Below are 13,201 nucleotides of genomic sequence, written 5' to 3'. Positions count from 1 at the left end.
ATGGCACTTCTGGACATCAACAACCTCAACGTCACCTTCAACACCAATGACGGGCAGGTCCATGCCGTCAACGGCATCGACCTGTCGCTGGAACGGGGCGAGACGCTGGGCATCGTGGGCGAATCCGGCTCTGGCAAGTCGCAGCTGGCGTTTTCGATCATGGGGCTTCTGGCCAAGAACGGACGGGCCGACGGCAGCATCAGCTTTGACGGGCAGGAAATCCTGAACGCGCCGCTGAAGACCCTGAACCGCATTCGCGCCGAACATATCGCGATGATTTTTCAGGATCCGATGACCTCGCTGAACCCCTATATGCGGGTCTCCGACCAGATGGCCGAGGTGCTGATGCTGCATCACGGGCTGTCGAAATCGGCGGCGGTCGCGGAATCGGTGCGGATGCTGGACGCGGTGCGCATACCTGACGCCAAGGGGCGCGCGCGGCTTTATCCGCACGAGTTTTCCGGCGGGATGCGCCAGCGGGTGATGATCGCCATGGCGCTGCTGTGCAAGCCCGACGTGCTGATCGCGGATGAACCGACCACCGCGCTGGATGTGACGGTGCAGGCGCAGATCATGAAGCTGCTGGCCGATCTACAGGCCGAATTCGGCATGGCGATGATGCTGATCACCCATGACCTCGGCGTCGTGGCGGGATCGTGCGAAAGGGTCGTCGTCATGTATGGCGGCCGCGTCCGCGAGGAAGGCGGCACGGATGCGATCTTTGTCGATCCGACCCACCCCTATACCAAGGGCCTTCTGGCCGCGATCCCGCGTGTAGACCAGAAGGGCGACAAGCTGTCGGCCATTCCCGGCAGCCCGCCCAATATGTCGAACCCGCCGCCCGGCTGCGCCTTTGAGCCTCGCTGCGATTTCGCCTTCGATCTTTGCAGTCTCAAGCGCCCGGCCCTGACCCCATTCGCCAGCGGTCGCACACGCGCTTGCCATGCCGAGATCGATGTGGTCCGCGCCGGTCCGACCCATCACACCGACCTGCCGATGGAAGCCGCCGCCGATGAGATGGGGCAGATGGATATCGGCGATCCAGATGAGCACATCACCGAGGGCCTGACCGTTGGCCCCGCCACTGCCGGAACCCCGCAGGAGCTGCCCGATGACAAACGCTAAGCCGCTGCTCGACGTTCGCGACCTGCGCGTCACCTTCAACATCCGGCGTGAGGGCGACCTGCCCTGGACCAAACCGCGCCTGCTGCATGCGGTGGGCGGCGTCGATTTCACCCTGAACCCCGGCGAGACCTTGGGGATCGTGGGCGAATCCGGTTCGGGCAAGTCGACGCTGGCGCGCGCGCTGATCGGCCTCGCGCCCGCCACCGGCACCGCGCGCTGGCAGGACGGCACCAATCTGGTCGGCCTCAGCCCGCGCAAGATGCTGAAATATCGCAGCGACATCCAGATGGTGTTTCAGGATCCGCTGGCCTCGCTGAACCCGCGCATGACCGTGGGCCAGATCATTGCCGAACCCCTGACCACCCATCATCCCGGCCTGCCGCGCGAAACGGTCAAGACCCGCGTGAAGGAGATGATGGAACGCGTGGGCCTGCTGCCCAACCAGATCAACCGCTATCCGCACGAATTCTCCGGCGGGCAATGCCAGCGCATCGGCATCGCGCGGGCGCTGATCGTGGAACCCAAGCTTGTGATCTGCGATGAACCGGTATCTGCGCTGGATGTGTCCATTCAGGCGCAGGTCATCAACCTGCTGGCGGATCTGCAGCGCGATCTGGGTCTGGCGCTGATTTTCATCGCTCATGACCTGTCGGTGGTAAAGCATATCAGCGACCGGGTGCTGGTCATGTATCTGGGCCGGGTGATGGAAGTGGCGCAGGCGGAATCGCTCTATTCTGCACCGCAGCACCCCTATACGCAGGCGCTGCTGTCGGCGGTCCCGGTCCCCGACCCGGAGCTGGAGCGGAACAAGACCATCATCCCGCTGGCGGGGGAACTGCCCTCGCCCATGGCGCCGCCATCGGGCTGTGTCTTCCGCACCCGCTGCCCGCGCGCGCAATCGGCCTGCGCGGCCACGGTTCCGGCACTGATGGGCACCCCCGGCCACCTGACCGCCTGCCATTTCCCCGGCCCGTTGACGGCGGATGAAGTTGCCCGCGCGCAGGTGGCAGAGCCCGCCTGATGGCCCCGCCACCAAGGGAACTGCCAAAAACCTTCGCCGCCCGCTGGGCGGCGATGAAGAACATCCCGCCCTTCCTGCGCCTCGTCTGGAAGGCGGCCCCTGGCCTGACGCTGGCATCCATGATCCTGCGCCTGACCCGCGCGGTGATCCCGGTCACATCCCTGTGGATCGGCAAGCTCATCATCGACGAGGTCATCCGCCTTGTGGCCCTCGACGGCCCCGAAACCCTGTCGGCATGGTTCACCGGCGGGCAGGCCAACCACCTGATGATCCTCGTCGCCGCCGAATTCGGCCTCGCGATCCTCTCGGACATGCTCGCCCGCCTCGTCTCGCTGATCGATTCATTGCTGGCGGAACGGCTGACCATCTCGCTGACCATGGACCTGATGGAACACGCGGCAAACCTCGACCTCGAAGATTTCGAGGACGCCGTCTTCCAGGACAAGCTCGACCGCGCCCGCCGTCAGGCCGCTGGCCGCATGTCGCTGATGGGCCTGATCTTCCAGCAATTGCAGGACATGGTCACCGTCCTGACCTTCGCCGGCGGCCTGATCGCCTATAACCCCTGGCTCGTCGTCCTGCTGCTTCTGACCCTCATCCCCGCCTTTCTGGGCGAGGCGCATTTCAACGCGAAGAACTACAATCTCGACTTCGGCCGCACCCCCGAGCGGCGAGAGCTCGACTATATCCGCCAGGTCGCCAGCTGGCCCGACACCGCGAAAGAGGTCAAGATCTTCGACCTCCACCGCTTCCTCGCCGACCGCTACCGGACGCTGTCCGAGAAATTCTATACCGAGCGCCGCCAGATCGCCCGCTCACGCGCCTTCTGGGGCGTGATCTTCACCGCCATCGGCACGCTCGGCTATTACACCGCCTATCTCTGGATCGTCGGCGCGACGCTGGCCGGCGCGCTGAGTATCGGCGATCTGACCTTCCTCGCCGGCTCCTTCCAGCGGCTGCGTTCGCTTCTGAACGGCTTGCTCACCTCCTTCTCCTCGACCGCCGCGCAGGCGCTTTACCTCGAAGACCTGTTCGAGTTCTTTCAGGTCGAGCCCGAAATCACCTCCGACCCCGGCGCCATCCCCGTCCCCGCCACCATCCGCGAAGGCTTCCGGTTCGAGGATGTCGGCTTCCGCTATCCCGGCGCCTCGACCTGGGCCGTCCGCAACCTCTCCTTCACGCTCCATGCCGGCGAAACGCTGGCCCTTGTCGGCGAAAACGGCGCGGGCAAGACGACGCTGGTGAAACTCCTCGCCCGCCTCTACGACCCGGACGAAGGCCGCATCACGCTCGACGGACGCGACCTCCGTTCCTACGACCTCGACAGCTTGCGCGCCGCCATCGGCGTGATCTTTCAGGATTTCGTCCGCTACAGCTGGACCGCCGCCGACAATATCGCCGTCGGCCGGATCGAGGCCCGCGCCGACCGCCCGAGGATCGAGGCCGCCGCCGAAAGCGCCATGGCCGACCAGGTCATCGCCAAACTGCCCGGCGGCTACGACCAGATGATCGGCAAGCGCTTCGCAAACGGGGTCGAGCTATCCGGCGGCGAATGGCAAAAACTCGCCATCGCCCGCGCCTATATGCGCGACGCCCAGGTCCTGATCCTCGACGAGCCCACCGCCGCCCTCGACGCCCGCGCCGAATTCGAGGTGTTCGAGCGTTTCAAACACCTCTCCACCGGCAAAACCGCCATCCTGATCTCCCACCGCTTCAGCTCCGTGAGGATGGCCGACCGGATATTGGTGCTGGAAAACGGCCGCGTCGAGGCCGAGGGCACGCATCAGGAACTGATGCTGTCCGAGGGGCGGTATCGGGAGTTGTTTGAGTTGCAGGCGGCGGGGTATCGGTGAGGGGTCCGGCCCACCCAGTTCGCCCATTCATACAATTTTTCCGCCAATACACTGCAACCTATCATTCTAAATTCTCGTGTCAGGCCTAAAATAGGTGCATTGCGAGCAGCCTATATCCGGGTCTTTGATGCTGCCTCAGTTGGATTTAATTAACTGCCAAGTCTGCGGCCAGTTCAATTTCATCAATCCAAGACTTCCATAGGAAGTCAGAACTGTTTGGGTCTACCCAGCAGATCATGTCCGAAGGATGCCTAAATGAGTTGTATAGGTACCGAACCTTTGCGGCCCTCACTCCCTGTAGCGTTGAATTGCTGATGTGGGCTGAAGCGTTTCTGCAGAGTTGCAGATCTGCGATGCGGACACACGCCGACAGCCCCGCAAGAATCGAGGTTCCGTTGCTACAACCGATGCCAGATGCCACGATATTCACCTTTGAGAGGTCGCCCCATGTATGTTCTTGATGGCTTCCGGTAAGAGATCTGATGGTATTGATTGGTTCACTTTTTGATAGCCGTTTTGCAATATACGCAATTTCCATGTCAGATAGTGCGCCATACGGTGATGTAGTGATTGTTCCGCATCTCGTGATTGCGCCCTGTGTAGAGTGGATAATGATCTCTCGACAAAAGCTACACCACGTCTGCCAGAGAGCCGATACATACCCTTCCTGTAACGCAAATTTGTCTGTTTTACGAACAACGATCGGGCTCACGACATGCCTATCAAATGCGCCGTCGAGAACATTTAGGCGTTGCTGTAGTTTGTTTCGAAGAGCATCAAGCGAGATCGGCATCTACTGCTTCCGGGACGTCCGCGCCAAGAATCCGCAGAATCGCTGCTACACGTGCCGTTCGGCGGGACTTTCTGTCTGTGGTGCTTAAGCATCCCCATACATACTTTGCATGGGGACCGTCATCTTCCTTTGCCTCATGAGCTTGAGCGAGTTCGAGAAGCTTCAGCTCGGCATTCCGGGGATCGACAGAAAATTCTCCGAGAGGCTGCACCCCCCACTCATCTTGGATAGCCTGAATGCCAAACCGGCAATGCAAGAGAGCAGTAATCAGCGAGTGAAGCGCATAGGGCTTCATCATGAATGTGGTCCGCAACTTTACTAGGTTCTCAACGATGAACTGGAACGTCTCCGACAACATCTCATGATATTGCATACGGCGATCAAAGTGTTCATCGTAGCGCAGGTAGAGTTGTCGCAAGTTCTTCGGACTCGAACTGATCACGCCGTTCTCATACGCATCCACACACTCGGAAATCATTGCGGCATCAGACATTCGGACAATTTGACGATTGGTAAATACCCCAAACTCCAAGAAGAACTCGTTCAGATTATCGGCAAATTCATTTACGAACCATTTGAATTCTCCCTGAAACGAAGAATGACGCTTTTCGGCCTCGTTAAGAGGCAGCGTGTAAGCGTTCATCCTCCTAAACATTTGGAGAATTTCGCCTCTCTGAGCACTGCGTATTACGTCCACAGAAACAACGTAAGTTAGGAATTTCTCCTGAGCCTCATCATTCAAATCCTGGAACCGGCAACCCGCATATTTTGAGTCTGAACCAAGAGCGAATTCATTTTGATAAAATCTAGTAATCGCAGATATTCGCTGCTGGCCATCCACAATTTCTTTACGAACCTTGCGATCTTCCCGATTTACGAATTCGTACATGTAGATTTTCGGGAAGGGAAAATTCTCGATAATCGTGTCTACAAAGTAGCTACTTGGTCCAGTCGGCCATATGCCAGAACCCCGCTGATAGTCTTGGTTTACAACGAGTTCTCGGCGCTCAAGCATATGAAGGATTTCGATAATGCTATAGTTGTTACTAGTTATCTGCATTTATTATATACCTTCTGAAATGACAGCAGAACTTTCCTCTGCGATCACTGCTCAAGTGGGAGGACTTTTTTGAAGCGTAGGCTGGATAGTTGGGGCGAGCCTTTCGGTTCGAATATGCATGACATGCTTCCATTACATGGCGTCAAATGGGGGGCGCGTGTTCATTACCAACCCTTATTCTATGGCAGCTAGCGCGTGCCAATGGAAGCACTCATTAGGCTTTTATATTGGGATGCTCGCCACTGCCGGCTAAGGCCGCTCAGGTATACGCCGCCAGCTGCCCTTTTTACACCCTCAGGAGCGGAGATACCCATCTAGCCACTCTGTAAACTGTTCGCTTCTGGAGTGAACCGTAGTCGCCATCCGACTCCCACACCCAATATGCACACCCTGTGCACACCCGGTGTACACCCTGTGTACGGGTGGTGAGGCTCAATCCTCGGCCGTCGCCTCGGCGCGGCTCTTGCCCGAAACATCCAGCGCCAGGGTCGCCGCCATGAACGCGTCGAGGTCGCCGTCGAGCACCCCTTGCGTGTCCGAGGTCTCGTGCGAGGTGCGCAGATCCTTCACCATCTGATAGGGATGCAGCACATAAGACCGGATCTGATTGCCCCAGCCGGCATCGCCCTTGGCGTCGTGCTGGGCGTTGATCTCGGCGTTGCGTTTGTCGAGCTCCATCTGGTAAAGCCTTGCTTTCAAAGCATTCATTGCGGCCTCACGGTTCTGGTGTTGCGACTTCATCGAGCTTGTCACAACGATATTCGTCGGCAGGTGAGTGATCCGCACCGCCGAATCCGTGGTGTTGACGTGCTGCCCGCCCGCGCCCGAGGACCGATAAGTGTCGATGCGGATATCGCTGTCCGGAATGGTGATTTCGATATTGTCATCCACCACCGGATAAACCCAGATCGAGCTGAAAGACGTATGCCGACGCGCCGCACTGTCATAAGGCGAAATCCGCACCAACCGATGCACCCCCGACTCCGTCTTCAACCACCCATAAGCATTATGCCCCGAGATCTTGTAGGCCGCCGACCGGATGCCCGCTTCTTCACCCGGAGATTCGGAAATGAGTTCAACGTCATAGCCCTTCTTCTCGGCCCAACGCACATACATCCGCGCCAGCATTGACGCCCAGTCCGCGCTCTCCGTTCCGCCTGCGCCCGCGTTGATTTCCAGGAAGGTGTCGTTGCCGTCCGCCTCGCCGTTCAGCAGGGCTTCCAGCTCCTTCTGCGCGGCTTCCTCGGCCAGCGATTTCAGGTTCGCCTCGGCCTCGGAAACCAGATCCGCGTCGCCCTCGGCCTCGGCCAGTTCGACCATCTCCGCATTCGCCTCCAAGTCGCCCGCGATGCGGCGATAACCCTCGACCGCATCCGACAAAGCCTGCCGGTCGCGCATCAGTTTCTGCGCCCGCGCGGGATCGTTCCACAGATCGCCCTGCTCGATCATCGCGTTCAGTTCTTCCAGCCTGTGCGGCGCGGTTTCCCAGTCCATGCGCTGCGCCAGCAGCCGCAGGGATTTGCGGATCGCTTCGATGGTGGCGGCAGTGTCGGCGCGCATGGGCTCGGTCCTTCTTTAAGGGTGGCCCGTCAGATAACCCGTCAATGACGCCCTCACAAGGGCCGCATGAAAGGCGAGCACGAAACCGGACAGGCTACCCCGCGTTCATTGTTGTCACAGTACTGTCATGAGAGTGTCATGGAGCGAGTCTTAGAGTATATTGGCCACCTTGAATCCATGTCTGAACTGGACGCCACGCTGCGGATGTCCGCAGCCTTGTTTCTCGGTGCGCTGATCGGATGGGAGCGAGAGGCGAACGCGCGTGCAGCGGGCCTTCGCACGCATATGCTGATCTCGCTGGCCGCGGCGCTTTTCACCATCATCGCGATGGAACTGACACATATCGAGGGCGACCCGCAGGCAGCGATGGCCTATGATCCGGGCCGACTGATTGAGGCGGTGACCTCTGGCGTCGCGTTTCTGGCAGCGGGGTCGATTGTCATCAACGGCATGAATGTCCGTGGCGTGACGACCGGAGCGTCCATGTGGCTGGTGGGGGCAATCGGGCTTGCATGCGGGACTGGTGACCTGCTGCTGGCCAGCATGGCGACGCTGATGGCGCTGATCGTTCTGTGGCTGGTCCGCATCTCCATTAAACCAATCGCACAGAACGGCGCGAGCCTTGAAACGCAGCCAGACCCGAACGGTCAAGATCAGTAAAGGCCACCCGAAGACATTGATCCGAAATCAGCCTTCTGCGGGATCACCTTGCGCTTCCCGGACGATGTCGTGACCGACTTTGACCCCGCCCCCTGGCCCGAGGATTTCGGCAGCTCTTTCAGTGTGTCGGGGATGCCTTCGACCTTCGGCATGACCCTGGCGACGAAGCCGCCATCGATCATGCGGCCGGCGTCGTTTTCGGTGCCGTTGCGGAAGAATTCCGAGATGACATTGTCACCCGAGGCATTCGCCGACAGCAGTTGGCCGGTGAAGCGGTCGATCTTTTCGAAATGGCCGCCCTCAGGGACGCGGAACCGGGTGCCGCCGAATTCGCGCACAGCCTCGCGCATGAAGGCGTTGAAGACCGGCACGCACAGCGTTCCGCCGAAGGCGTTGTCACCAAGCGAGCGCGGCTGGTCATAGCCGAGATAGCAGCCCGCAACGATATTGCTGGAATAGCCGATGAACCACACGTCTTTCGCGTCGTTGGTGGTCCCGGTCTTGCCAGCAATCGGCACCGGCAGGTTGACCCCCTTGCCCGAGCCGCGCCTGACAGCGCCTTCCAGCATCGAGGTCAACTGATAGGCAGTGACCGCGTCCATCACCCGTTCGCGGTTGGTGTCGATTTCGGGCGCGGTGCCGGCGGGAAGGGCGTTCTGCGCGCAGCCGACGCAATCGCGCTGATCGTGGCGATAGATGGTGCGGCCGCGACGGTCCTGAACGCGGTCGACCAGAGTGGGCTCGACCCGCTCGCCGCCATTGGCGAACATGGCGTAAGCCGCGACCATCTTGAACAGCGTGGTTTCCTGCGCCCCCAGCGAGTTGGCCAGGAAATGCCGCATCTGACCGTCGTCATAGACGCCAAAACGCTCGGCATATTTGGCAACCGTGTCCATGCCGATATCCTGCGCCACACGGATGGTCATCAGGTTCCGCGACTGCTCGATCCCGGTGCGCAGCGGCGTCGGGCCGTAGGTCCGGTTCGAGCTGTTCTTGGGTCGCCACAAGCCGGCGGGGGTGTTGATGGCGATCTCCTCGTCCACGACGATTGTGGCGGGGGTATAGTTGTTATCCAGCGCCGCCGCATAGACGAAGGGCTTGAAGCTGGACCCCGGCTGGCGCATTGCCTGCGTCGCCCGGTTGAAGACCGAAGACTGGTACGAGAACCCGCCCTGCATCGCAATCACGCGGCCGGTGTTGACGTCCATGGCCATGAAGCCGCCCTGGATCTGCGGCACCTGGCGCAGCGTCCAGCGGATGAACTTGCCGGTGCTGTCCTCGGTCATGGCGCGCACCATCACCACGTCGCCGGGCTGGACCAGATCGCCTGCACCCTGCGCGCGCGCGCCCAGTTTGCCGTCGGGCAGCAGCGGCCGCGCCCATTGCGCGTCCTTGGCCGGGATCCAGTGGCCGTCGGCGTCTTCCTCGATCCCTTCGATGCCGATGCGGGCATTGCCGTCTTCAACGGCCAACACCACGGCGGGGATCCAGTCCTCGACATCGCGGGGGGCTTCGCGGGTTCCGAACAATGCACCGCGCCAGCCGGCTTCCGTGGCCAGCTCTTCGGGGGGGAGTTTCGCGATCACGCCATGCCAGATGCCCCGGCCGCGGTCATAGCTTTCCAAGGCGCTCTGCAGCGCCTTTGCTGCGATGCCCTGAAGGGTCGGGTCGACGGTGGCGCGGATGGTCAGGCCGCCGCCGAAAAATTCGTCCTGCCCAAAGTCCTGCGACAGCTGGCGACGGATTTCGTCGGTGAAATAGTCGCGCGGCGGCAGCTTTTCGGCGAATGCGGGGAAGTCGCCATTCTGGACCGAGCGCAGCGGCTTTTCCGCCTCGGACCGATAGGTCGCCTCGTCGATATAACCGTTCTGCCACATCTCGCGCAGCACATAGTTGCGCCGTTCCGTCACCCGTTCCTTGGCCTTGACCGGGTGATAGCGGCCCGGGGCTTGCGGCATGGATGCAAGGGTCGCCGCCTCATGCGGTTCCAGTTGGGACAGGGTCTTGTTGAAATAGGTTTGCGCGGCGGCAGCCACGCCATAGCTGTTCTGTCCAAGGAAAATCTCGTTCAGATAAAGCTCCAGGATCTGATCCTTGCTCAGCGACTGTTCCAGCCTTGTGGCAAGGATCAGTTCCTTGACCTTGCGTTCGACACTGCGATCCGAGGACAGCAGGAAGTTCTTCATCACCTGCTGGGTGATGGTCGAGGCGCCGCGCAGGTTTTCGCCGCGCGAAACCAGCGCATCGCGCGCCGCCGCCATGATGCCCATGACATCGAAGCCGTGATGGACGTAGAAATTCTTGTCCTCTGCCGACACGAAGGCCTGCTTGACCTGATCGGGGATCTCCTCGCCCGGCACGAAGATGCGGCGTTCCTGCGCGAATTCGTCGATCAGGCGCCCCTCGCCGGAATAGACGCGACTGATGGTCTTGGGCGCGTATTGGGACAGCTGTTCATGGCTGGGCAGATCGCGCCCATAGGCCCAGAACACCCCACCAAGGATGAGCATGGCGAAAAGCAGCCCGGTCACCAGAAGCGAGAAAATCCCGCCAAAAAACGAAAGAATGAATCGGACCACAGGCCTGCCTCGCGCGTATTTATGCGGCTTCATAAACTTCGGGGGCGCGGCAGTCAAAACAAGCTTCGGTCATCGGAACGACCATGGGGCGGAAAAATGCGCGCCAAAGCGTCCTAGTGCCGACGCAGTGCGGCGCGGGCGTTGTCGTCCTGCGACCAGTCGGTGACCGCGCCGGCGATGGCCTGCGCCATGCGCGCGCGCCATTCGGGATTGGTCAGATTGGCCCTGTCCCTTGCGTCAGTCAGGAAACCCATCTCGACCAGGGCGGAGGGAATATCCGGTGATTTCAATACGCTGAACGCCGCACCTTTCACCGGATTGCGATGCAGCGCCAGCCCGGCCTGCGCCAGATGGGACGACAGGTGTTTTGCAAATGCTTCGGATCGGGGCTGCGTGTCGGCGCGCGCCATATCCATCAGCGTGCCCGCGATCTGGTCGTCTGTGCCCTGCAGATCCAGACCGGCCACCAGATCGGCGCGGTCATGGCGCGCTGCCAACTGGCGCGAGGCGCGATCATCGGCCTGACTGTTCCAGATGAACACCGACGCCCCCGCCGCCTGCCCCTCTGGCAGCGCATCGGCATGAAGCGAGATGAACAGATCCGCGCCCGAGGCCCGCGCCTCGGTCATCCGCGCCTCCAGCCCGAGGAATTCATCCTTGCGGCGCGTCAGCACCACCTCGAATCCGGCGCGGATCAGCTTTTCGGTCAGTTCGCGCCCAAAGGTCAGCATCAGATCGGCCTCGCGCAGGCCTTCTGCGATGGCGCCGGAATCGATGCCGCCATGGCCGGGGTCGATGGCGACCCGTAAGGGTTGAGGCCGTGACGGATCGACGACCGGCGTCGTCGGCAGCGGAAGGTTCCACAGCGCCGACATGGCGTTGGGCGCGCCAGCGAAATCTTCAGCCGCGACAGGCGACAGTCGCAGGCGCAGCGTTGCGCCCTGCCCTGTGCCCCCGGTCTGCTGGACGGCCTCGATCACCGCATAGGGCGCGCGCAACTGAAAGACCAGGCGCCCCCAGTCGGTCCGAAAAGGGCCGGCGCGCACTGCCTCCATTGCGGTGGATCCAGGGATCGATGCGGCGTCCGTGCCGTCCAGTTCCAGCCCCTTCATGTCGATGACCAGCCGCTTGGGATCATCCAGCAGCAAGATGCGGTAAGGCGCGGGCGCGTCCAGCCGCAGCGACAGCACCAGATCCTCCTTGTCGATCACGATGGTCGAGGCCGCTACGTCCAGCCGCACCGGCCCTTCGGCATGTGCCGCGAAGGGGATCAGCAGCCAGATCAGCAGCAGCCAACGCATTAGCGCGCGCCCATGAAACGGGTTAGCCGGGCGATGCCTTCGGCAATATCGGCGGTGCTGCGGGCATAGGAAAAACGCAGCGTTTGCACCCCCCGCAACGGATCGAAATCCAGCCCCGGCGTGACGGCGACGCCCGCGCCTTCCAGGATCTCGGCGGCAAGCGCGCGGCTGTCATCGGTCAGATCCGAGACATCGGCATAGATATAGAAGGCCCCGTCCGGCGGCGCGATGCGGTCGAAACCGATCTTCGGCAGCGCCTCTAGCAGCAGGCGACGGTTTTCGGCATAGGTGGCCATGTTGGCTTCGCATTCATCAACCGCATCCAGCGCCGCCAGCGCCGCGACCTGGCTGGCATGGGGCGGGCAGATGAACATGTTCTGGGCAATGCGTTCGACGGTGCGGATATGATCCTCGGGCACGACCATCCAGCCGATCCTCCAGCCGGTCATCGAGAAATATTTCGAAAACGAGTTGATGACATAAACGTCGTCGCTGACCTCCAGTGCGGAGTGACAACGCTCGCCATAGCTCAGCCCGTGATAGATCTCGTCCGAGATCACGCTGATACCCAGCTCCCTGGCGCGTCCCAGCAGCCCGCGATAGTCCTGAAGGCTCAGCATGGTGCCCGATGGATTGCCGGGCGAGGCCAGCATCAGCCCGGCGACATCGGCCGGGATTTCGTGCGGCTGCGGCTGATAGCGATGGGCCGGATCGGTCTGGATGCCCACGGGTTCCAGCGACATGGCGCGCAGGATCTGGCGATAGCTGGGATACCCTGGCTCGCCTAAAGCCACGCGGTCGCCAGCGTCGAACAGCGCCGCAAAGGCCAGCATGAACGCCCCCGAGGACCCGGGCGTCACCACCACACGGGCCGGGTCCAGATCGACGCCGTACCAGCGTTTATAGAGGTCCGCGATCCCGGCCCGCAATTCGGGCAGACCCAGCGCAACTGTATAGCCCAGCGGATGATCCAGCCGCGCCTTCAGCCCGGTACGTGCAGCGGCCGGTGCAGGGGTCGAGGGCTGGCCTACCTCCATATGGATGATGCTGCGACCCGCCTCCTCGGCACGGCGCGCTGCCTCCATGACGTCCATGACGATGAACGGATCGACCTGACCCCGCTTCGACTGCCGCATCTCTGCCTCGCTTCTTTTTGTCATGGTCTATGCCCGCCAGCCCGGCGCCGGGTCAAGCGGATCACGCATCCTTGGCTTGTCATCGTGGGGATTTGCGGCCAGTCTCCGGCCAG

At 61.4% G+C, this 13,201-nt stretch carries 8 protein-coding genes and 1 pseudogene; 4 read left to right on the top strand and 5 right to left on the bottom strand.

Annotation, left to right across the window (positions count from 1 at the left end):
• The 3 genes and pseudogenes from G7044_RS04790 to G7044_RS04780 all read left to right on the top strand — a co-directional run.
• Nucleotides 1–969, top strand: a pseudogene (locus G7044_RS04790) (oligopeptide/dipeptide ABC transporter ATP-binding protein); the annotation flags it as partial.
• Between the two features lie 142 nt (nucleotides 970–1,111).
• Entirely contained in the window at nucleotides 1,112–2,146 is a 1,035-nt protein-coding gene (locus tag G7044_RS04785; RefSeq protein ID WP_166326518.1) for an oligopeptide/dipeptide ABC transporter ATP-binding protein, read from the top strand.
• Entirely contained in the window at nucleotides 2,146–3,999 is a 1,854-nt protein-coding gene (locus G7044_RS04780; RefSeq protein WP_166326516.1) for an ABC transporter ATP-binding protein, read from the top strand. The genes G7044_RS04785 and G7044_RS04780 overlap by 1 nt, the downstream gene beginning before the upstream one ends.
• 776 nt (nucleotides 4,000–4,775) lie before the next feature.
• Here G7044_RS04780 and G7044_RS04775 read toward each other — a convergent pair.
• Nucleotides 4,776–5,807 carry a DUF262 domain-containing protein gene (locus G7044_RS04775; RefSeq protein WP_235931183.1) on the bottom strand — a complete coding sequence of 344 codons (1,032 nt, stop codon included), beginning with the start codon at nucleotides 5,805–5,807 and terminating at the stop codon, nucleotides 4,776–4,778.
• Nucleotides 5,808–6,284: 477 nt separating this feature from the next.
• Complete coding sequence (gene prfB, locus G7044_RS04770) at nucleotides 6,285–7,412, bottom strand: peptide chain release factor 2 (RefSeq protein WP_166326512.1); 1,128 nt, start codon at nucleotides 7,410–7,412, stop codon at nucleotides 6,285–6,287.
• Nucleotides 7,413–7,550: 138 nt separating this feature from the next.
• On the opposite strand from prfB, the gene G7044_RS04765 reads away from it, so the two are divergent.
• Nucleotides 7,551–8,072, top strand: coding sequence for an MgtC/SapB family protein (locus G7044_RS04765; protein WP_166326510.1), 522 nt, complete (start codon nucleotides 7,551–7,553; stop codon nucleotides 8,070–8,072).
• On the opposite strand, the gene G7044_RS04760 is transcribed toward G7044_RS04765, so the two are convergent.
• The 3 genes from G7044_RS04760 to G7044_RS04750 form a co-directional block, all read right to left on the bottom strand.
• A complete protein-coding gene (locus G7044_RS04760) occupies nucleotides 8,066–10,651 on the bottom strand; it encodes a penicillin-binding protein 1A (protein WP_166326508.1) in 2,586 nt (861 codons plus the stop codon). The two genes, G7044_RS04765 and G7044_RS04760, sit on opposite strands and share 7 nt — an antisense overlap.
• Nucleotides 10,652–10,764: 113 nt before the next feature.
• Nucleotides 10,765–11,952, bottom strand: coding sequence for an N-acetylmuramoyl-L-alanine amidase (locus G7044_RS04755; RefSeq protein ID WP_166326506.1), 1,188 nt, complete (start codon nucleotides 11,950–11,952; stop codon nucleotides 10,765–10,767).
• Nucleotides 11,952–13,088 (bottom strand): pyridoxal phosphate-dependent aminotransferase, encoded by a 1,137-nt coding sequence (locus tag G7044_RS04750; RefSeq protein ID WP_166327377.1) that lies wholly within the window; start codon nucleotides 13,086–13,088, stop codon nucleotides 11,952–11,954. Before G7044_RS04750 ends, G7044_RS04755 begins: the two co-directional genes overlap by 1 nt.
• Nucleotides 13,089–13,201: the final 113 nt, after the last annotated feature.

The sequence above is a fragment of the Paracoccus xiamenensis genome, assembly GCF_011308835.1.
Taxonomy (GTDB): domain Bacteria; phylum Pseudomonadota; class Alphaproteobacteria; order Rhodobacterales; family Rhodobacteraceae; genus Paracoccus; species Paracoccus xiamenensis.
The sequence above is the reverse complement of the archived record's forward strand: the minus strand, read 5'-3'. Positions and strand labels throughout refer to the sequence as shown.

What these genes read in the sequence shown, in the direction of transcription:
- G7044_RS04785 (WP_166326518.1), top strand. Translation starts at nt 1,112, where the DNA reads ATGACAAACGCTAAGCCGCTGCTCGACGTTCGCGACCTGCGCGTCACC.
- G7044_RS04780 (WP_166326516.1), top strand. Translation starts at nt 2,146, where the DNA reads ATGGCCCCGCCACCAAGGGAACTGCCAAAAACCTTCGCCGCCCGCTGG.
- G7044_RS04775 (WP_235931183.1), bottom strand. Translation starts at nt 5,807, where the DNA reads ATGCTTGAGCGCCGAGAACTCGTTGTAAACCAAGACTATCAGCGGGGT.
- prfB (WP_166326512.1), bottom strand. Translation starts at nt 7,412, where the DNA reads ATGCGCGCCGACACTGCCGCCACCATCGAAGCGATCCGCAAATCCCTG.
- G7044_RS04765 (WP_166326510.1), top strand. Translation starts at nt 7,551, where the DNA reads ATGGAGCGAGTCTTAGAGTATATTGGCCACCTTGAATCCATGTCTGAA.
- G7044_RS04755 (WP_166326506.1), bottom strand. Translation starts at nt 11,952, where the DNA reads ATGCGTTGGCTGCTGCTGATCTGGCTGCTGATCCCCTTCGCGGCACAT.
- G7044_RS04750 (WP_166327377.1), bottom strand. Translation starts at nt 13,088, where the DNA reads ATGCGGCAGTCGAAGCGGGGTCAGGTCGATCCGTTCATCGTCATGGAC.